The 17,895-nt window shown below is 71.5% G+C and carries 20 protein-coding genes; 10 read left to right on the top strand and 10 right to left on the bottom strand.

Going from position 1 to position 17,895, the window contains the following annotated elements; translation table 11 throughout:
• Positions 1–55: 55 nt before the first annotated feature.
• Positions 56–1,516, top strand: a complete 1,461-nt coding sequence (locus tag AC27IY_RS34660) for a sialidase family protein (protein WP_423449242.1) — start codon at positions 56–58, stop codon at positions 1,514–1,516.
• Positions 1,517–1,574: 58 nt separating this feature from the next.
• Here AC27IY_RS34660 and AC27IY_RS34655 read toward each other — a convergent pair whose 3' ends face one another.
• From AC27IY_RS34655 to AC27IY_RS34645, 3 genes are all read right to left on the bottom strand, one after another.
• On the bottom strand, positions 1,575–1,895 hold the full coding sequence (locus AC27IY_RS34655) for a hypothetical protein (protein ID WP_423476160.1): 321 nt from the start codon (positions 1,893–1,895) through the stop codon (positions 1,575–1,577).
• Between the two features lie 98 nt (positions 1,896–1,993).
• Positions 1,994–3,325, bottom strand: a complete 1,332-nt coding sequence (locus tag AC27IY_RS34650) for an FtsX-like permease family protein (protein WP_487180561.1) — start codon at positions 3,323–3,325, stop codon at positions 1,994–1,996.
• Entirely contained in the window at positions 3,325–4,113 is a 789-nt protein-coding gene (locus tag AC27IY_RS34645) for an ABC transporter ATP-binding protein (RefSeq protein WP_449955459.1), read from the bottom strand. The genes AC27IY_RS34650 and AC27IY_RS34645 overlap by 1 nt, the downstream gene beginning before the upstream one ends.
• A gap of 78 nt (positions 4,114–4,191) precedes the next feature.
• Between AC27IY_RS34645 and AC27IY_RS34640 the strand changes: the two genes are divergently transcribed.
• The 4 genes from AC27IY_RS34640 (at position 4,192) to AC27IY_RS34625 (ending at position 5,809) form a co-directional block, all read left to right on the top strand.
• Complete coding sequence (locus AC27IY_RS34640) at positions 4,192–4,719, top strand: TetR/AcrR family transcriptional regulator (protein WP_344207513.1); 528 nt, start codon at positions 4,192–4,194, stop codon at positions 4,717–4,719.
• An 82-nt stretch (positions 4,720–4,801) separates the two neighbouring features.
• Positions 4,802–5,128, top strand: coding sequence for a PadR family transcriptional regulator (locus tag AC27IY_RS34635; RefSeq protein WP_329593557.1), 327 nt, complete (start codon positions 4,802–4,804; stop codon positions 5,126–5,128).
• A complete protein-coding gene (locus AC27IY_RS34630; RefSeq protein ID WP_423449246.1) occupies positions 5,125–5,481 on the top strand; it encodes a DUF1048 domain-containing protein in 357 nt (118 codons plus the stop codon). Before AC27IY_RS34635 ends, AC27IY_RS34630 begins: the two co-directional genes overlap by 4 nt.
• A 1-nt stretch (position 5,482) precedes the next feature.
• Entirely contained in the window at positions 5,483–5,809 is a 327-nt protein-coding gene (locus tag AC27IY_RS34625; protein WP_487180560.1) for a DUF1048 domain-containing protein, read from the top strand.
• A gap of 31 nt (positions 5,810–5,840) precedes the next feature.
• On the opposite strand, the gene AC27IY_RS34620 is transcribed toward AC27IY_RS34625, so the two are convergent.
• A complete protein-coding gene (locus tag AC27IY_RS34620) occupies positions 5,841–7,259 on the bottom strand; it encodes a hypothetical protein (protein ID WP_487180559.1) in 1,419 nt (472 codons plus the stop codon).
• On the bottom strand, positions 7,256–8,128 hold the full coding sequence (locus AC27IY_RS34615; RefSeq protein ID WP_487180788.1) for an ABC transporter ATP-binding protein: 873 nt from the start codon (positions 8,126–8,128) through the stop codon (positions 7,256–7,258). Before AC27IY_RS34615 ends, AC27IY_RS34620 begins: the two co-directional genes overlap by 4 nt.
• 37 nt (positions 8,129–8,165) lie before the next feature.
• Between AC27IY_RS34615 and AC27IY_RS34610 the strand changes: the two genes are divergently transcribed.
• Entirely contained in the window at positions 8,166–8,747 is a 582-nt protein-coding gene (locus AC27IY_RS34610; RefSeq protein WP_423449251.1) for a TetR/AcrR family transcriptional regulator, read from the top strand.
• Between the two features lie 9 nt (positions 8,748–8,756).
• Here AC27IY_RS34610 and AC27IY_RS34605 read toward each other — a convergent pair whose 3' ends face one another.
• The 4 genes from AC27IY_RS34605 to AC27IY_RS34590 form a co-directional block, all read right to left on the bottom strand.
• The gene (locus AC27IY_RS34605) at positions 8,757–10,328 is read right to left on the bottom strand and encodes a BCCT family transporter (protein WP_487180558.1); all 1,572 of its coding nucleotides are present in this window, start codon (positions 10,326–10,328) and stop codon (positions 8,757–8,759) included.
• 99 nt (positions 10,329–10,427) lie between these two features.
• Entirely contained in the window at positions 10,428–10,829 is a 402-nt protein-coding gene (locus tag AC27IY_RS34600; RefSeq protein ID WP_487180557.1) for a four-helix bundle copper-binding protein, read from the bottom strand.
• Positions 10,830–10,917: 88 nt separating this feature from the next.
• Positions 10,918–11,415, bottom strand: a complete 498-nt coding sequence (locus AC27IY_RS34595) for a hypothetical protein (protein ID WP_487180556.1) — start codon at positions 11,413–11,415, stop codon at positions 10,918–10,920.
• Positions 11,412–11,933: an RNA polymerase sigma factor gene (locus tag AC27IY_RS34590; RefSeq protein WP_344207508.1), complete on the bottom strand. Its 522-nt coding sequence runs from the start codon at positions 11,931–11,933 to the stop codon at positions 11,412–11,414. Before AC27IY_RS34590 ends, AC27IY_RS34595 begins: the two co-directional genes overlap by 4 nt.
• Before the next feature lie 560 nt (positions 11,934–12,493).
• Between AC27IY_RS34590 and AC27IY_RS34585 the strand changes: the two genes are divergently transcribed.
• The 3 genes from AC27IY_RS34585 to AC27IY_RS34575 all read left to right on the top strand — a co-directional run bounded on the left by AC27IY_RS34585 (position 12,494) and on the right by AC27IY_RS34575 (position 16,346).
• Positions 12,494–13,669 carry a cytochrome P450 gene (locus AC27IY_RS34585; protein WP_487180555.1) on the top strand — a complete coding sequence of 392 codons (1,176 nt, stop codon included), beginning with the start codon at positions 12,494–12,496 and terminating at the stop codon, positions 13,667–13,669.
• A 174-nt stretch (positions 13,670–13,843) separates the two neighbouring features.
• Positions 13,844–14,611, top strand: coding sequence for a class I SAM-dependent methyltransferase (locus AC27IY_RS34580; protein ID WP_435408686.1), 768 nt, complete (start codon positions 13,844–13,846; stop codon positions 14,609–14,611).
• Positions 14,612–15,668: 1,057 nt separating this feature from the next.
• Positions 15,669–16,346 (top strand): DUF998 domain-containing protein, encoded by a 678-nt coding sequence (locus AC27IY_RS34575; protein ID WP_487180554.1) that lies wholly within the window; start codon positions 15,669–15,671, stop codon positions 16,344–16,346.
• Between the two features lie 78 nt (positions 16,347–16,424).
• On the opposite strand, the gene AC27IY_RS34570 is transcribed toward AC27IY_RS34575, so the two are convergent.
• Positions 16,425–17,030 carry a TetR/AcrR family transcriptional regulator gene (locus tag AC27IY_RS34570; protein ID WP_487180553.1) on the bottom strand — a complete coding sequence of 202 codons (606 nt, stop codon included), beginning with the start codon at positions 17,028–17,030 and terminating at the stop codon, positions 16,425–16,427.
• A 123-nt stretch (positions 17,031–17,153) separates the two neighbouring features.
• On the opposite strand from AC27IY_RS34570, the gene AC27IY_RS34565 reads away from it, so the two are divergent.
• Positions 17,154–17,855 carry a DUF998 domain-containing protein gene (locus AC27IY_RS34565; RefSeq protein WP_487180552.1) on the top strand — a complete coding sequence of 234 codons (702 nt, stop codon included), beginning with the start codon at positions 17,154–17,156 and terminating at the stop codon, positions 17,853–17,855.
• Positions 17,856–17,895: the final 40 nt, after the last annotated feature.

The raw sequence follows: 17,895 nt of genomic DNA, 5'->3' as shown, positions 1-17,895 counted from the left end.
GTAATGTCCTCTGCGGCATTTCCCGCGACCGCCGACGAAATCGAGGAACAAGCACGTGATCCGACGCCCCAAGGCATGGTTGACCGCAACGGCCGTCCTCCTCACCACCGTCACCGCGCAGCCCGCCGCCGCCGATGACGCGAGCAGCCAGGCGGCCGTCGTGCGGCCGGTTTCCGGCGTCAGCCCGCTGCCCGCCGACTGCGGCGGGCCCCCGGCCGACGGCTACGTCCTCAACCCGAACACCGAGGTCCTGCCGTCGCTCGCGGTGGACCCGAAGCGACCGCAGCGCCTGGTCACGGTGTTCCAGCAGGACCGCTGGAACCGCTACGGCAGCAACGGCGCGCTCGCCGCGGTGTCAGAGGACCGCGGCCTGACCTGGAAGACCTCCACGAACCTGCCCGCCTTCTCCCGCTGCAACGGCGGCACGCCGGCCAACGGCGGCGACTACGACGTCACGACGGACCACTGGGTCACGGTCACCCCGTCCGGCGCGGCGATCGCCGCGTCGTTGTCGATGTCACGCGCCGGCGACGTGACGGCCATCCTGGTGTCGCGGTCCGCAGACGGCGGCCGCACCTGGGGCGCGCCGGTCACCCTGCAGCGCGACGACAACGTGCGCTTCTTCAACGACCGCCCGTCGGTGACCGCCGACCCCTACCGGCCCGGCGTCGTGTACGCCGTGTGGGACCGCATCGACGACCAGTCGACCGACACGGCGCCGAACTGGGTCCAGCCGGTCTACCTGGCCAAGTCCACCGACGACGGGCGTACGTGGACCACGAGCAAGGTGTTCGACGTGCCGGCCAACAGCGGCGTCATCGGCACCCAGCTGGTCGCGCTCCCGGACGGCACCCTGCTGATCGGCATGCACCACGAGACCACCGACGAGGGCTTCACCCAGGTCATCCGCTCCACCGACGGCGGCCGGACCTGGTCGGCGCCGACCCTGAACGTCCCGGCCCCGATGGCGGTCGGCCCCCGCATCCCCGACCCGGACAACTCGGGCGACCCGCTTCGTAACGCGGCCCTGCCGCTGCTGGCGGCCCAGCCGGGCACCCGGACGGTCCACCTCGTCTGGCCGAGCCAGGACGCCGACGGCACCTTCCACGTGGCCTACGCGCGATCGGCGGACGGCGGGCAGACGTGGTCCAGCCCGGTGCGCGTGGACAAGACGCCCACGGGTTCGGCCGCCGTACCGGCTGTCGCCGTGTCCAGGACGGGCACCGTGGCGGTCACGTACTACGACTTCCGCAACAACACCCCCGACGCCGGCCTGCCCACCGACGTGTGGGCCGTGACCTGCGCGAGCAACTGCACGCGGGGCGGCTCGTGGCGTGAGCAGCACCTCGAGGGCCCGTTCGACGCGCGCAAGGTCCCGCTGACCAGCGTGGGACGCCTGCTCGGCGACTACACGGGCCTGGTCTCGACCGGTGACGGCTTCACCGCCGTGTACGGCGTGACCACCGGCGACGCCGCCAACCCGGTGGACCTGCACAGCGCGGTCTTCTCCCGCTGAGCGACGCCGCCCGCCCGGCGACGGGGTTCCGGTCACCCACCGGAACCCCGCGCCCGGCCTACGGGAACTGCGTCCAGGCCTTGACGACGTGACAGCCCTGGGAGTCGCCGGAGACCGTGGAGGCAGGTCCCGACTGGCCGGAGACCTTGGTGACCCAGGGGCCGACCACCGTCCTCGTGTACGGGTAGTGCGCCGAGTTGCACGTGGCGGCCACCCGGTAGCTGCCGAAGCCGCTGGCGCAGAACGCCCCCGCCACGTTCGTCGTCGTGTTCACGGAGCTGAAGCAGTTCCAGACTTCGGCGTGCGCGGGGGCGGCGAGTCCGGCGAGGACCACCGCGCCGCCCGCCGCCGCGGCCAGGATCTGTGCGAACCTTCGCATCGCGTCTCCTTCGCGTCTTTCTCCAGGGCTGACGCGCTTCATCCTTCAGCGGCCGCGGGTCTCGGCCCAGGGCGCGGGGAGGACATCTGCCGGGCGTTTCAGGGTGACGCCGTGCGGATGACGCGGCTCCCGACGAGGGACGAGACGCCGAGGGTGACGCCTGCCCCGATCAGGATCGTGAGCGCGTACGGGAGGGGCGCGGCCGCCGGCAGCGGGTTGCCCGTCTTGACGAGGGCGAAGGGGAGGACGCTGAGAAAGGCGCCCCCGCTGCCGGCGGCGACGCTGACGGCGGTGGCCGCGGCCATCTCCCCGACCAGCATGCGGTGGGTCTGGGCGCGGGTCGAGCCGATGAGGGACATGACCGCGAACTCGGTACGCCGCCGGGTGATGGACGCGACGAGGTTGTTGGTGAGGGCGATGCCCATGAACGCCGCGATCAGGGCGACGACGAAGTAGTTGATCGAGGCGAGGACCTGGCCCGTGCCGTCCGTCGTACCGGCCGAGTTCTCGATGCCCTGCATGCTGAGCGTGCCCGCGGCGACGCCGACGAAGAGGGTGAGGAAGGTGACGGCCGGGCGTACCCGGTCGGGGGCGGCGGAGAGGTTGATCGCGGCCAGGTGGGAGGAGGCGGCGCCGTCCGCCCCGCGGAAGGCTCTGAGCGTGGCGTTCGCCGCGGCGACCAGCTCGGGGGCGAGGACGCACAGGCCGACGGCGACGAGCACGCAGCCAGGCCCGGTCATCGCCGTCGTACGGACGTCGGCCGGGTCCATGCCGAGCACCGCGGCCGAGGAGCCGAGACCGGCGGCGATCGTGATGACGGCGGCGAGGCGGCGGCGGCCACCGGGGCGCCGTCCCGTACGGCGGCGCGGGGGCGGGGCCGCGTCGGCGACGGGGCTGCGGCGGGCGAGGGCGCGGCTGCCGATCCAGGCGGCGAGCACGCTCGCGGCCAGCACGACGAGCACGCCGAGTACGGGCAGGAGCACCCCGGGCGCGTAGACCGAGGCCGGGTCGGTGAGCCCGGCCGAGCGGATGCCGCGCATGACCGCCCAGCCGACGAGGTGGCCGCCGGCCAGGCCGGGCAGGGCCGCGACGGCCGAGACGGCCGCCGTCTCGATGACGAGCAGGCGCTGGACCTGGTGCGGGCTCGCGCCGATGAGACGGAGGCCGGCGATCTCCCCGGCCCGCCCGCTGAGCGCCACGCTGATCGTCGAAACCATCGCGAACAGGACGATCGCGATGACCCAGCCCCCCATGATGAGCGGGAACTGCACCAGGAAGGCACGGTCGGCGGCGGCCGTGCCGGCGGCCAGCCCTGTGCCCAGCAGGCTCGTCATGGCCGTGACCAGGATCATGCCGACGAGCGCCACGAGACCGGTGGCGACCGCGCCGGCGCGGTGATACGCGAAGGAGCGGATGGCGAGCTTGAGCATCAGTTCACCGCCGCCTCGTTCGCGGCCTGCTCCGCCGACTCGACCAGGACGGCCATCCGGCCGGCGACCTGCTGGGCGCGGGGACGCGGGAGGTGGTCGACGATCCGCCCGTCGGCGAGGAAGAGGACGACGTCGGAGTAGGAGGCGGCGACCGGGTCGTGCGTGACCATGATGATCGTCTGGCCGTTGTCCGCCAGCTCGCGCATGAGGCGGAGCACCTCCCTGGCGCTGCGGATGTCGAGGGCGCCGGTCGGCTCGTCGGCGAAGACGATGTCCGGCTCGGTGATCAGCGCCCGGGCGACCGCGACGCGCTGCTTCTGGCCGCCGGAGAGCTGATGGGGACGGTGACCGCCCCGGTTGCCGAGCCCGACGCGGGTGAGCAGCCCGTTCGTGCGGGCCGGATCGGTCCTGCGGGCGTCGAGGCGTAGCGGGAGCTCGACGTTGTCGACGGCCGACAGCGCGGGCAGCAGGTTGAACGACTGGAAGACGAACCCGACGCGGCGCCGGCGCAACCGGGCGAGCTGGGTCTGGTCGAGCCCGCTCAGGTCCTGCCCGTCGAGCTCGACGGCGCCCGAGGTCGGCCGCTGCAGCCCGGCGGCGCAGTGCAGGAGGGTGGTCTTGCCGGAGCCCGAGGGCCCCATGATCGCGATGAAGGACGACCTGGGGACGTCCAGGTCGATGCCGCGCAGCGCGTGCACGGGCCCGGCCTCGCCCGGATATTCGCAGCGCAGGGCGCGGATGCGGAGCACGGGCGGGGCGAGGGTGGCCGGGGTGGAGTACGGGGTCATGCGGTTCTCTCCCGAGGATGTGAACGATCGGCTTAAATGATCGTTTCAAACGAACGTTTATTTGATACGGTAGGGGATGTGAGTGCGAAGGACAAGCTGCTGACGGCGGCCCGCGACTGCCTGCTGACGAAGGGGTACGCGCACACGACCGTGCGCGACCTGGTCGCGGCGTCGGGGGCGAACCAGGCGTCGATCAACTACCACTTCGGGTCCAAGGAGCAGTTGCTCACCCGGGCCCTGCGCGATCTCAACGCGGAGTGGGGTGAGCTGCTGTTCGCGGTGCTCGCGGAGCCCGGGGGCGAGGAGGCCCTGTGGGGCCGGATCATCGAGTCGATCCAGGCCAACCGGTCGCTCTGGTTCGTGAACTTCGAGTCCGTCGCGTCGGCGCGGCAGGACGAGGAGATCCGCGCCATGATCGCCGGCGGCCAGGAGCTGGCCCGGGCGTCGCTGGCGCGGGCGTTCGCGGGGCTCGGGCCGGAGAGCGATCCGGCGCGGGTCCAGGCGGTCGGGTCGCACTACTATGCCCTGCTGGTGGGGCTCGCCGCGCAGTGGATCACCGATCCCGAGCGTGCGCCGTCGGCGGCGCAGTTCGTCTCCCGAAGCTAGAGAGCCGCTGGCACACTACTCTGTGGCACTGTATAGTGGTACTCGGTACTACTGAGTACCTGGAGATCGAAGAGGGTGTGCGATGGACGGCCTGACGGAGATGCTGAAAGGCACGCTCGAAGGCTGCGTGCTCGAGATCATCGGCAGCGAGGAGACCTACGGCTACGCCATCACGCGCCGGCTGAACGAACTCGGCTTCGCCGACGTCGTCGAGGGGACCGTCTACACCATCCTGCTGCGGCTGGAGAAGAACGGGCTCGTCCAGGTGACGAAACGACCGTCCGGGGTGGGCCCGCCGCGCAAGTTCTACGCGCTCAACGACGCGGGACGCGCGGAACTCGCGACCTTCTGGGCGAAATGGGAGTACATCACGTCACGGCTCGACAAGCTCAAGGAGGGCGGGAGATGAACTTCTGGGACACGATCACCGGCAACGACATCACCAGGGACTGGAAGGCGCTCGAAGTCCGGGCCGCGGCGTTGCCGGCCGACCACCGGGCGGCGTGGGAAGAGATCAAGGGACATGTCTCCCTCTACTCGGACTTCACCGGCCGCAACCTGATGCCGATTCTCGACGGTGCTCTGGGGCTGCTCGAAGAGACGGCGGCCGACGGGCAGAGCATTCACGAGGTGCTGGGTGACGACATCGCGGGCTTCTGCGCGGCTCTGGCCGGCGGAAAAGGCGCCCGGAACTATCGCGACCGGTGGCGCGAGCAGTTGAACAGGAACGTGGCGAGGAAACTGGGCCGGCTGGGAGGCTGACGTGAGCATCCGGGACATCATCGAGGGCAAGAAACAGTGGCGGGCGCACATGGCGCGCGTCAAGGCGCTCCCGCCGGACTACCAGGTCGTCTACAAGGAGATGCAGCGGTACTACTTCAAGGTCGGACCGGTCGATCTGGTCGGCGGGTCCCTGCTCTCGGGGATCGTCGACTTCTTCGAGGAGGGCGTCGCGGACGGCAAGGGAGTCCTGGAGCTCGTCGGCGACGACGTCGCCGCCTTCGCCGACGACCTGATCAAGGACTCACGCACGTACGCGGACATCTATCAGGAGTCCATCAGCGGGAAGGCCGGCCCGGCCGGGAAGTGACGCGTGGCGGCAACCCTGGCCCGGCGCCCTTCTACCTGAGCCTGCGTGTCACCCGGCGGGCGAGCGGGACCAGCCAGGCGGTGAGACAGACCAGCCCGCCGAGCAGATGAAACGGGCCGGCTTCCGGCCAGGATCGCACGATCCAGTACGTCGGCAACGGCGCGAGCGACCAGCCCGCCGGCCCGCTCAGCCACCACGCCGCGACCGGCAGGTACGCGGGCAGCGCCAGCACCTTGTCCGCCGTGGCGCCCTGCACCCGGCTGCGGGCGACCGCGAGCGTCGCAAGGGTCATCAGCGGCCCGAGCGGTACGGCGAGCACGAGCGCGCCGGTCGCCGAGGCGGGCACCAGACCGGACAGCGGCGCCGCGACCGCGAGCCCGGCGGCGCTGAGCAGCGTGACGGCCGTCAGCCGGTAGGCGAGGTAGCGCGGCACCCCGAGCGGCGAGGTGCGCACGACGGCGAGTGTGCCGTCCTCCAGGTCGTCCAGCACGATCAGCGCGCCCGTCATGCCGAAGGCGACCGGTACGTGCACGGCGATGGCGAGCATCGCCAGCACCGGTTCATAGGAGGTCAGGTCCGGGCCGCCGGTCCGCTGCAGCCATCCAGCCAGCGGCGGGTAGCCGAAGCGGAGCGCGAGCGCGAGCAGCAGCGGGCTGAACGCCACCGCGGCCAGCATCGTGTCCCGGGTGATGTTGCGCAGGTCCGCGCGGGGGAACACCAACCAGCGGGGCCGGCTGGGGATCGCCCGCACGTGGACGACGGTCCGGCCGGGCGCCGCGTCCTGACCGGCGCGCAGCCGCCACGTGGCGTACCCCACGGCCGCCGCCGCCCACAACGCCAGATAGCCGAGCAGCGGGCCGGCCGGATACGGCGCGTCACCGCGCAGCAGCATGAGAGCGCCGGTCGTGGGCGTGGCGTACCACAGCACCCCGGTCAGCAGCCCGGCGGACACCGCCAGCGGCACCGCGAGCAGCAGCGCCATCGGGCCCGCCAGCGCCACCATGAACCCGACGAGCTCGTCCTTGCGGGCGGCGACGCCGGCCGCGACGGCGAGCAGGAGCAGGCCGGTCAAAGCGATCGCGGGCAGTCCCGCACCGATCTGGCCCGTGCGCCCTCCGGCGAGCAGGACCGGTACCGCGCCGAGGGTGGTGAACGCGGCGAGCGGGGCCGATCTCGCCGCGATCCGTTCCCATGGCCGCGCCGGGCTCACGGCGAGCGCGGCGGCGGCGCCGGTGGAGCGGTCGGTGACGGTCAGAGCCCCCGCGAACAGGGTGCCCACCGTCACGACCTCCACGAACAGCAGGTACGGCGTCGCGACCCGCGCGGCCCGTACCGGCAGCAGGACGAGCAGAACGGACCAGAACCCGGCGAGCCCGAGCACCGCCGCCGGGACGCCCTGGCGCCACTGCGCGCGCAGTTCGAGCGCGAGCAGGGCGGCCGGCCGCGTCATGACGCCCCGCTCACGGCAGAGGTGGTCCGGGTGACCGCGATGAAGACGTCGGCGAGCGCGGCCTCGCGGGTGTGCACGGTCCGCACCCGGCCGGTGGCGAGCAGGTCCAGCAGCCCGGGATCGTCGGCGGCCGGGAACTCGGTTTGCCGCAGCTCACCGGCTTCGGCGAACTCCACGACCACCGAGCGGCGGCCGTAGGCGAGCCGGAGGTTGCGCGGGGTGTCGACGGCCACGAAGGCGCCCTCGCGCATGAACGCCACCCTGGTGCACAGTTCCTCGACGGCCGGCATGTCGTGAGTGGTGAGGAAGACGGTGCGCCCCGCGTCCGCCTGCGCGCGGATGATCGCGCGGACGTCGGCGGCGTGGGTCGGGTCCAGCCCGGACGTCGGCTCGTCGAGGAAGAGCACGTCCGGGCGGTGCAGGATCGCACGGGCCAGGTTCAGCCGCATCTTCATGCCCTTGGAGAACGTCGCGGCGCGCTGGTCGGCGGCGCCGGCGAGGCCGACGGCGGCCAGCACCTGGTCCGGCCGGTCCACCGGTCGGCGGTGGAGGGCGGCGAAGGCGGCCAGGTTCTCCCGGGCGGTGAGCTTGGGGAAGTACGCCGGCAGCTCGAAGCCGACGCCGATCCGCTCGTACAGGTCCCGGCCCCAGCCGGCGACGGGCCGGCCGAGCACCTGGACGCGGCCGGTGTAGCGGCGGTGCTGGCCGGTGAGCACGCGCTGGGTCGTGGACTTGCCGGCGCCGTTCGGGCCGAGCAGGCCGAACACCTCGCCGGCGTCCACCGTGAAGTCGACGCCGGCCACCGCATCCCGTGCGGCGGCCCGGTAGCGCACCCGGAGTGCCTCGACCCGGATGGTCTCTTTTTGCATCACAATGCAAATTTACATGAGCGTGTAGGGTAGCGCCATGGGGTTGCGAGAGCGGAAGAAGGAACAGACCCGGGCCGCGCTGGTCGAGGCCGCGGAACGGCTGTTCGCCGAGAAGGGGTACGACGGGACCACGGTCGCCGACATCGCCGCCGCCGCGAACGTCTCGACGCGCACGTTCTTCGGCTACTTCCGCGCCAAGGAGGAGGTGCTGTTCGCCGGCACCGATCAGCGGCTGAGGGCGATCGGGGCGGCGTTCGACGCCGTACAGGCCGACACCCCGCTGGAGGCGGTGCGCCAGATTCTCGAGCGCGTCATGGCGGCGTCGGACGACCTGTCCAGCCCTGACCGGCTCGCCGTCATGCTCGCCAAACCCGAGCTGCAGGCCCAGGCGCTGCAACGGCTGATCGCGGCGGAGCGCCTGATCGCCGAGCGGCTGCGGCGCGCCTACCCCGACCGGCTGGACGACACGCTGGCCCGCGCGACGGCCGGCGCCCTGGTGGGCGCGCTGGTCGGCGCGGTCATGGGAGGCATCGAGCAGGGCGAGCCGCCGCAGGAGCTGCGGGAGCGGATGCGCCGCGCCCTTCACCTGCTGGAGGACGGGCTGCGCACCCTCGAATGAGCGAGCTCCTCACTTCCCGTCGTCCTCCCCGCTGACCCGGCGCAGGGCGTCCGGCAGCCCGTGCGGGTGCGGATGGCGCAGCGGTCCCGCGCCCGGATCCTCGCGCAGCTCCTTCACCAACGCCGCGCAGAGCAGGAGCATGACGACCACGAACGGCAGCGCGACCAGGATCGTGGCCTGCTGCAGCGCCTCCAGCCCACCGGCCAGCAGCAGCACCAGCGCGATCGCCCCGACCAGCACCCCCCACATCACCACCAGGGGCCGAGGCGGGTGGAGCGAGCCCCGGCTGGAGAGCGAGCCGAGCACCAGGGAGGCCGAGTCCGCGCTGGTGACGAAGTAGAGCGCGATCAGGAGCGCGGTGATCGCGGTGGCGAGCGTGGCGAGCGGCAGCTGGCCGAGCAGCGCGAACATCGCCGCCTCCGCCCCTTCCGCGATCTTCCCGGTGAAGTCGGCCGCGCCCGACAGCTGCATCCGGACGGCGCTCCCGCCGCTGATGGAGAACCAGAGCACGCTGGCTCCGGAGGGGATGAGCAGCACGCCGACGACGAACTCGCGGATCGTCCGGCCCCGGGACACCCGGGCGATGAAGGCGCCCACGAACGGCGCCCAGGACATCCACCACGCCCAGTAGAAGATCGTCCACGTGCCGAGCCAGTTCTTGTCGACGAACGCTCCCGTCCGCGAGGCCATCGAGAGCAGGTCGTTCAGGTAGCCGCCGAGCGAGGCGGGGATCAGGTCGAGCACCGCCACGGTCGGCCCGAAGACGAAGATGAACAGGGCCAGCAGGGCGGCCAGATAGACGTTGAGCGTGCTGAGGACGCGCACGCCGCGGTGCACCCCGCTGGCCGCCGAGACGACGAACCCGGCCGTCAGGACGATGATGACGATCACCTCCAGCCGCCGACCGCCGAGCCCGAACAGCTCGTTGACGCCGTACCTCACCTGGAGCGTCCCCAGGCCCAGGCTGGTCGCGGTGCCGAAGACCGTGGCCAGGACGGCCAGCAGATCCAGCATCCGCCCCACCACCGGCCTGGGCCGGCCCCCGAACAGCGGGGTGAACGCCTCGCTGAACCGGTTGCCCCGCCCCTTGCGGAAGGTGGAGTAGGCCAGGGCCATGCCGGTGATCGCGTAGATCGCCCACGGGTGCAGGGTCCAGTGGAACAGGGAGTACTCCATCGCGGTGCGCGCGGCCTGGGGCGAGCCCGCCGCGAGACCGAGGTCGGGCGGGGGGCTGAGCAGGTGGGTCAGGGGTTCGGCGACGCCGTAGAACATCAGCCCGATGCCCATCCCGGAGCTGAACATCATCGCGGTCCAGGCGAGATTGGTGAACTCCGGCTCGTCGTCGTCCGCGCCGAGCCGGATCCTGCCGTACCGGCTGAGCGCGAGCACGACGGCCAGCACCAGGAAGAAGTCGGCGGCCACGACGAACAGCCAGCCGAGGTTGCCCAGCACCCACCCGAGCGCGGCGCTGCCGGCCGTGGCCAGCGACTCGGTGAAGATCGCGCCCCACAGCATCACCGCCACCAGCAGCCCCACGGCGACGGCCAGCAGGGGGAGGTCGGGTCTGGTCGGGCGCATCATGCCTCCGGCATCACTACTGTCAGTGGGATCAATACTCCCCTGAGTGAATGCCGGTGAACCGCGACGACCGGCTCCCGAGCGGGAGCGCGGCCCCGCGGCTCAGCTGATGCTGTCCAGCAGGCTCCGGCAGACCTGCTCGCAGCGGCGGCAGGCGTCGGCGCAGGCCCGGCAGTGGGCGTGCATGTCGGCGTGCTGGGCGCACTCGTCGGCGCAGCTGCGGCATGCCTGGATGCACGCCTGCAGCTGGGCGCGGGTGATGTTGGCGTCGTAGCCGGTGTGCCGTGACAGGACGCGGGCGGTGGTGGAGCAGATGTCGGCACAGTCCAGGGCGGTGCGGATGCACTTGCGCAGCTGGTCGACGTGCTGCTCGCTCAGGCAGGCGTCGGCGCAGGCGGTGCAGGCCTGCGCGCAGTCGATCAGCGCCTGGACGGCGTCGGCGATCAGGCCGCGGTCCAGGTTGATGTCGGCGGGGTAGGTGTCGAGCATTTCGCGGACCGGCATGTGCGTCCCTTCTGAAGGTGGCTGTCGTGCTGAAGGAGCGCTACCCGCCGAGTTCTCGCATTACCGTCTGCGGGGCGGATCGGTTCCGTCAAGCGGGTCCACCGGGGGGCGCGTCCCGTCCGGACAGCTCCCGCTTGCGGCGCAGCAGCGCGGCCCGCCGGACGTGAGCCCGTACGACGAGGACGGCTGACACGGCGGTGACGACCGCGCCGGTCGCCAGGGCGGGAGCGAGGCCCGCGCCCCGCTGCACGGCCGCCACCACGAGGATCACGGTGGTGGCGACCGACGCGGCCAGGGCGAACCACCCCGCGACCACCCGGTCCAGCGCCAGCAGCGGCGTGCGCCGGGTGACCAGCCAGCCGCCGTACCCGGCCCAGGCCAGGCACACCAGAGTGAACACGGCGAAGGCCAGACGGGTACGGCCCGGCAGCGCGGCCGGCTCGGTCGCCCACAGCGACCCCGCGCACACTGCTCCGGCCAGCCCGCTCACCAGGGCCACGACACCGCGCAGCCGCCGCCACGGCGACAGCACCGGCGACAGCCGGCCGATCATCTCGTCGGCGGACAGGTTCGGCTCGTCGTTCATCGCTTCGATCCCTTCTCCGTCAGGTGGTCGCGCAGCAGGCGGCGGGCGCGGTTGAGCCGTGACTTGACCGTTCCGACCGGCACGGCGCAGATCTCGGCGCAGTCCTCCAGCGACAGGTCCTCCAGGTAGAACAGCACCAGGACCTCCCGCTCCCGTACGGGCAGGCGGGACAGGGCGGCGATCAGCGCGGCGCGCTCCACCACGACGCCGGCGGCGTCCTCGGTGACCGGCTCCTGCTGCGCGCCGGCCTCGGCCACGCTGTACTCCTGGCGCAGCCGGTCGGTCACGGCCCGCCTGGCGATCGTGAACAACCAGGGCGCGAACCGCCCCGGCTCCCTCAGCCGCGGCAGCCCGCGGATCACCGCCAGCCAGACCTCCTGGGTCACGTCGTCGGCGCGTTCCGCGCCCAGCATCCCGCGCACGTACGTCCGCACCGGCTCGTGCCAGGAGCGCACCAGCTCGGTGAGCGCGTCGTGCTCGCCGAGCTGGCAACGCACGATCAACAGCTCGTCGGTCATCCCGTCCTCCTGTCGTTCACCGGTACAGTCGGGAAACCCGGCCGCCAGGTTCACGTCAGCAAGGCGGCCGGTACGCCGGGCCCGGCAGGTAGTGCCGCCATTCGGCCGGGGTGATCGCGGGGAACGCCAGCGCGCAGACGTCCCGGGCGGCCCGGTCCGCGTCGGTCTACCAGAGCCGGGCCGTGCCGTCGTCGCTCGCGGTCGCGAGCACCCGCCCCCGGTCTGGAACGCCACCCCGGTCACGTTGCCGATGTGCGTGCCGAGGGTCCCCGGCCGTTGGATGTCCCAGACACTGCGCAGGAACTGATCGCCGCTCTTCTGACAACCTGTAAACAATCATGTGAAAATTCGCACCGTACGCCCCATCCGCACCTCGTTGATCAGGAGGAGCGGGCCGCCGCTATAAGCTGCGGCCACTCCTGGTTAGACGTCGTCCTCGCCACTGATCCACTGATCCACTGATCCACGTACGTACGTGACAGGCCGACGCAGCTCTGCTCATGGTGGGCACGCGCTTCCCGCGCGCGCCCTGAGGTCACGGATGGCACAGGGCAGGTCGAATGACGGCGATCGGGAACACGCAAGGCCGGTCCGCGCCCGAAGACGGGCGTCCACCGGCGGGCTGGTACCGCCGCGACCCCTTGGGGTACGTCGAGCACGCCTTCGCCACCCGCGGGCCGGTGTTCCGGCTGCCTGACGACGGGTCGCTGTGCGTGGCCGACCCGGCGGAGGCCCTGCGGGTCCTCCACGACCAGGACGGCAACTACGACGAGATCTCCGACTTCTTCCACGTACGCGGCGGACGGCTGGAACCGCGTGCCGCGCAGGTCGTCATCGGCCGAGCCGCCCGCGCCACCCTCCGCGCCCACCTCGCCGCACACCCCGAGCGGCTGACCGCCGTGGTGGCCGAGCTGGGGGAGACCAGCGCCTGGCCCGCCGCCGGCCACGCCGCCGTGCACCGGGTCCTGTCGGAAGCGCTGCTGCGCCCGGACAGCCCGCCCGACCTGCGTCGCCTCATGGCGCTGGTGGTACGCCGCGACGTGCTGATCCGCCCGGCCGGGCGACTGCCCCGGCTCCGGCGGGCGGCGTTATGGACGCGCGTCGTGCGAGCCCTGGCCGCCGAGGCCACCGCCCGCCGCGCCACCCCTGGCCAGCCGGGTGATCTGCTGGACGCCGTACTGGGGGCCGCGCCGCCCGGCACTCCGCCCGGCCAGATCGCCCAGGTGTACCTGCTGCTGTTCCGGACCTCGGTCGCGCCCGTGGCGCACGTGGTCGCCTGGGCGCTGCTGGAGTCCGCCGCCCAGGGCGTCGACCTGGCGTCCGTGTCGCCGGAGTCGGCCGTAAGGGAGTCGCTGCGGCTGTGGCCGGTGGCGTGGCTGCTGGGCCGTCCCGTGCTGCGCGCCCACGAGATCGGCGGCGTGCCGCTGGAGCCGGGGGAGAGCGTGTCCGTCTGCCCGTACCTGCTGCACCGGGACGAACGGCACTGGCCGGACGCGGCCGGCTACCGGCCCGGCCGGTGGGACGGCCACGAACCCCGGGGCCCGTACCTGCCCTTCGGCGGCGGCGCGTTCACCTGCGCCGGAGCCGCCGTGGCCCACTCGCTGGCCGCCGGCCTGCTCGCCGCCCTCACCGCCGGCGCCCGGCTCCAGGTACGCGGCGGCCTCGGCCGTCCCCACGTCGCCGGCATCATCACCCCTCCCGGCTTCGAGCTGCGACGGACCCCGTACCGGACCTGACCACCAGCGCACGCTCGTCGGAAGGAGGTGAACTCTGTGAAGAAGCTGCTGCGTCGCGTCACCGGCCGCCGGATCAACCGGCAGGCGTGGTTCATCTGGTAAGTCCTGTTCGCCGGCCGCGCCGGGCGCTCGCTCGCCCGGCGCGGCCTCCGACGCGACCGTGGGGAGGCGCTCGTGGACGAGACGCTGGCGGCGTACGAGGGCGTCGCCCACCGGTACGACGAGCTCAACGCCCGCCTGGACACCGCGGCCCTGGTGGACCGCTTCGTGGAGGCCGCGGAGCGCTACGGCTCCGGCGGGCGGCGCCTCCTGGACGCCGGCTGCGGCACCGGCCGCAGCAGCCTCGCCTTCCGCGAGCGCGGCTTCGACGTGACCGGCTACGATCTGTCCCCGGCCATGGTGGAGCAGGCGCGGCACCGGCCCGGCGCGAACGGGACACGGTTCCTGGTGGGCAGCCTGCAGCAACCCCCGCCCGGCCTCACCGGCTTCGACGTGGTGGCCTGCGTGGACGTCCCGATGACGTACCTGACCAGCACCGACGACCTGCACCGGGCACTGGCTGCCGCGCGCGGCCAGCTCGCCGACGGCGGACTGCTCCTGTTCGACCTCAACACCATCGGCTACTACCGGCGCACGTTCGCCGCCCCGATGGTGGCCGACCGCGGGGACCGGTACGTGACCTGGTTCGCGCTCTCCGCACCGATCGAGCCGGACGCGACGGTGGTCACCCAGTTCGACCTCTTCGAACGCGACGGCACGACCTGGAACCGGCTGTCGATGCGACACGTACAGCACCACCACTCCGACCGCACGCTCCGCCGGACGGCGGAGGCAGCGGGCCTGCGCGTGCTGGCCGCACACGGGCTGGTGGGCACCTCACTGCGCAACCCGCCCGACGAGGACGCCCACGACCGCATCCTGTACGTCGTCGGCGCACGGTGATCCCGAGGGCGATGAGGACATGTCAGGCGGCGCCCAGCGGATGCCTGTCCTCCCGCACGGGCAGCAGAACCCATGATCGCGGAGCGTGGGCAGTCACTCTGAACGATCGTGTTACGAGTTCTCCCGTCATGGTCGTGTCCCAGCGCATGCCGGCGACCATGCGTTCCAGGTAGCCCGGGTCGCTGACGGTCACCACGATCTCTGCGTAAGGGATCTCATTGAAGGAGTGGTCCTCCCCCAACTCCAGCCCATCCCATCCCATACGTCCAGCTCCTCCGGATCTTCCAGCGCTGCGGCCTCGCTCAGGTGCGGGGCGTTCCGGTAGGGGCCGACGTCGTAGGAAGTCACGATGTCGGCGGCGCGTTGTGAGAACTCCTCGGCGTCGCCCGAAGGAACACGGAATAGCCGGGGCGGCTGCCCCCGCTTGGTAACCCTTATCTCCATGCTCCGATCCGCCATGCCCTGCAACATCAGCCGCTTGCGTCCCAGGATGCCGGAAGCGCCGCTGACGCCGGGGGAGAAGCGGCTTGATCATCGCCCACACGGTTCGTCGCCGACTCCCACGGATATATCAGGCTTGACTTATATAAGTATTGCGTGAAACGTTCGGTCCGTGCATGAACGCTTCCGCCGGTTCTGGCGTCAGCGCCTGGACATGCTGGGGACCGAACTCGCACGCGCCCGGCGCGAGCGCCGGAACCCGCCTGACGAGGCACCGTCCAAGGAGGGACGACCAGGTTCGAACGACGACAAGGAGGAAGAAGAAGACCGGTTGATCGACATCGTCAACCAGGCCGACGCCCTCACCGGTAGATCGGCCACCAGCCGATTGTCAGCGGTGAGGGATGCTCGCTGCTGCTGCGGCACACGTACGACGCCTGGATCGAAGAGTGTGCGGCGCCCGCGCCGACCCCGACCGGATCAGCAGATCGCTCACCCCAGCTCAGGGGCGTGTTCCAGCTCGAGAACAACGCCGGCGTTGTGCCCACCTGCCATTCCCTACCGCACACCGAGTCAGCCGGACGGCGACTCACCGACGATCATCAGGAGCGGACCGATGACCGAGAACCTCGCCACAACGACCGGCAGGACGACCCGAACGCTGCTGATGTGCGGCGCCGTCGCAGGCCCGCTCTACATCGTGGTGGTCCTGCTGCAGATGCTGACCAGGGACGGGTTCGACATCAGCCGGCACCCGGCCAGCATGCTGAGCAACGGTGACCAGGGATGGATCCAGATCGCCAACTTCGTGGTCAGCGGCCTGCTGTTCGTAGCGGGAGCGATCGGTCTGCACCGGGAACGTGATCCGGCAGGCTGGGCCGGCACCTGGGGGCCGCAATTGGTCGGCGTCTGCGGCGCCGGGATGGTCGCCGCCGCATTCTTCTCCGCCGATCCCGCCGACGGCTTCCCGCCTGGGACGCCCCTCGGCCCGCCCACGGACATGAGCACACACGCGATGGTGCATTTCCTCGTCTCCGGGGTCGCCTTTCTCTCGCTGGTCGGCGCGAGTTTCGCGTTCGGCCGACGGTTCGCGACGGCCGGACACCGCGGCTGGGCTGCCTTCAGCATGGCGACCGGCGCGCTCTTCCTGGCCGCCTGGATCTCGATCTTCACAATCCAGGGTTCCCGGGTGGCCAATGTCGCCTTCGCGCTCGCCATCGCGCTCGCCCTGGCATGGGCGTCGCTCCTGGCGGCGTACCGGCTGACTCGGCTCTCTGCGGCGGCACAGGCCTGACCCTCAGCATGCTCTCGCCGGGCGCACGCTACAGCGCGGCCTTCGTCCGCCTCGGCGAGGCTGCCGATCGCGAGCCTTTCACCCGGACGCGCTCCCGTCCCGGGCCTCCTGGTAGCGCGCCCAGCCTTCGTCGAGGACGCGGAACCCCGCATCGATGGTTGATGCCGGATCCGCCTCGTGGGTGGCGCTGAGCTGGATCTGCAGGGCGAAACGGACGTAGAAGCGGATCTCGTCGTTCGGCTCCGTGAGTCCGAACTCCTCGGTGATCGCGGCGACCAGGGCGCCCTCGTGGCGGAACCACATCTTCTCCGCGTAGTCGAGGAGGGCCGGGGTCTCCTCCATGAGGGTGAGGATCTGGCGTTGGGGGCCGGACCTCATCGCGGCGATCTCGGAGAGGTAGTGCGCCTTCAGCGCGTCGGAGATCGTGGTTCCCGGCGCGCGGCCGCTCACCGCGGCCACTAGGCGCTCGTGCCGTTCGTCCTCGTCGCTGAAGACCAGGGCCTCCTTCTGCGGGAAGTGCGTGAAGACCGTCTTGGGGGAGACGTCCGCCTTGTCGGCGATCTCGCGGACGCTGACCCCGTCGAAGCCGCGTTCGAGGAAGAGCGCTGTCGCCGCGTCCAGGATCGCCGCCCGTGTCGCCGCCTTCTTGCGTTCACGCCGTCCCACGGCCGTTCCGTCAACCATGGCCAGATCCTACTAGTTCCGGACTCCAACTACATTGACGATAAAAGTAGTCTCGGTGTAGTAAGTGGGTGAGTGAAGTTATATCGGCGGCTGACGCACCCAGCGCCGAGACCAGGAAGGACCATGACCATGACCATGACCAGCGACGTCAACGCGTACCGGCCTGCGCAGCGCCGCACCGCGGGAGCATTACTCCTCGCCGGGCCGATGATCTTCCTGCTCGCCGAGTTCATCGCCGCGGCGGCCTGGACGGATCCGCCCTACAGCTACACGTACCACTTCATCAGCAATCTCGGAGTCCACGGGCCCTCGACGCTGTTCGGGCAGTACATGTACTCACCGCTGGCATGGGTGATGAACACCGGCTTCTTCCTGTTCGGGCTCACCATCCTGGCCGGTGTGGCCGCGCTGCGCGGACTGCGCGGCCGGCACCGCTGGGCGGCGCTCGCGCCCGCGACGCTGCTGGCCGCCGGCGGCGTCCTGCTGGGCTTGTTCCCCGGATCCGGCGAGGCGATGAACGACGGCACCGGCGACTTCCACTCCCTGGGCGCCCTGGCAGGGTTCATCGGCGGCAACGTCCTGGCCATCGTGCTCGGGAGCATGCACCGGCGCATCGGACTTTCCCCGAAACTCGGGCGAACGCTGGTCACGGTCGGCGTGATCGGCCTGGTCTCGATGGTGGCGTACTTCGCCGACATCATCTCCGGGGCCAACGTCCTCGTCGGCCTCATCGAACGCGGCGCCGTCCATCCGTTCCTGATCGGCCTCACCTGCGCGGGAGTTTCGCTCCGGTGTGCGTGGTGCCGCCCCTCGGCGACTGACTGAGCCGGCCGGTAGCAGCTGGTTGAGCCCGAGCGCGCCCGGC

The organism is Nonomuraea sp. B208, assembly GCF_057536035.1.
The sequence above is the reverse complement of the archived record's forward strand: the minus strand, read 5'-3'. Positions and strand labels throughout refer to the sequence as shown.

Excerpts from the sequence above, each read along its gene's own strand:
- AC27IY_RS34655 (WP_423476160.1), bottom strand. The coding sequence starts at position 1,895 with ATGCGAAGGTTCGCACAGATCCTGGCCGCGGCGGCGGGCGGCGCGGTG.
- AC27IY_RS34650 (WP_487180561.1), bottom strand. The coding sequence starts at position 3,325 with ATGCTCAAGCTCGCCATCCGCTCCTTCGCGTATCACCGCGCCGGCGCG.
- AC27IY_RS34645 (WP_449955459.1), bottom strand. The coding sequence starts at position 4,113 with ATGACCCCGTACTCCACCCCGGCCACCCTCGCCCCGCCCGTGCTCCGC.
- AC27IY_RS34635 (WP_329593557.1), top strand. The coding sequence starts at position 4,802 with ATGGACGGCCTGACGGAGATGCTGAAAGGCACGCTCGAAGGCTGCGTG.
- AC27IY_RS34630 (WP_423449246.1), top strand. The coding sequence starts at position 5,125 with ATGAACTTCTGGGACACGATCACCGGCAACGACATCACCAGGGACTGG.
- AC27IY_RS34620 (WP_487180559.1), bottom strand. The coding sequence starts at position 7,259 with ATGACGCGGCCGGCCGCCCTGCTCGCGCTCGAACTGCGCGCGCAGTGG.
- AC27IY_RS34615 (WP_487180788.1), bottom strand. The coding sequence starts at position 8,128 with ATGCAAAAAGAGACCATCCGGGTCGAGGCACTCCGGGTGCGCTACCGG.
- AC27IY_RS34610 (WP_423449251.1), top strand. The coding sequence starts at position 8,166 with ATGGGGTTGCGAGAGCGGAAGAAGGAACAGACCCGGGCCGCGCTGGTC.
- AC27IY_RS34605 (WP_487180558.1), bottom strand. The coding sequence starts at position 10,328 with ATGATGCGCCCGACCAGACCCGACCTCCCCCTGCTGGCCGTCGCCGTG.
- AC27IY_RS34600 (WP_487180557.1), bottom strand. The coding sequence starts at position 10,829 with ATGCCGGTCCGCGAAATGCTCGACACCTACCCCGCCGACATCAACCTG.
- AC27IY_RS34595 (WP_487180556.1), bottom strand. The coding sequence starts at position 11,415 with ATGAACGACGAGCCGAACCTGTCCGCCGACGAGATGATCGGCCGGCTG.
- AC27IY_RS34590 (WP_344207508.1), bottom strand. The coding sequence starts at position 11,933 with ATGACCGACGAGCTGTTGATCGTGCGTTGCCAGCTCGGCGAGCACGAC.
- AC27IY_RS34585 (WP_487180555.1), top strand. The coding sequence starts at position 12,494 with ATGACGGCGATCGGGAACACGCAAGGCCGGTCCGCGCCCGAAGACGGG.
- AC27IY_RS34575 (WP_487180554.1), top strand. The coding sequence starts at position 15,669 with ATGACCGAGAACCTCGCCACAACGACCGGCAGGACGACCCGAACGCTG.
- AC27IY_RS34570 (WP_487180553.1), bottom strand. The coding sequence starts at position 17,030 with ATGGTTGACGGAACGGCCGTGGGACGGCGTGAACGCAAGAAGGCGGCG.
- AC27IY_RS34565 (WP_487180552.1), top strand. The coding sequence starts at position 17,154 with ATGACCATGACCATGACCAGCGACGTCAACGCGTACCGGCCTGCGCAG.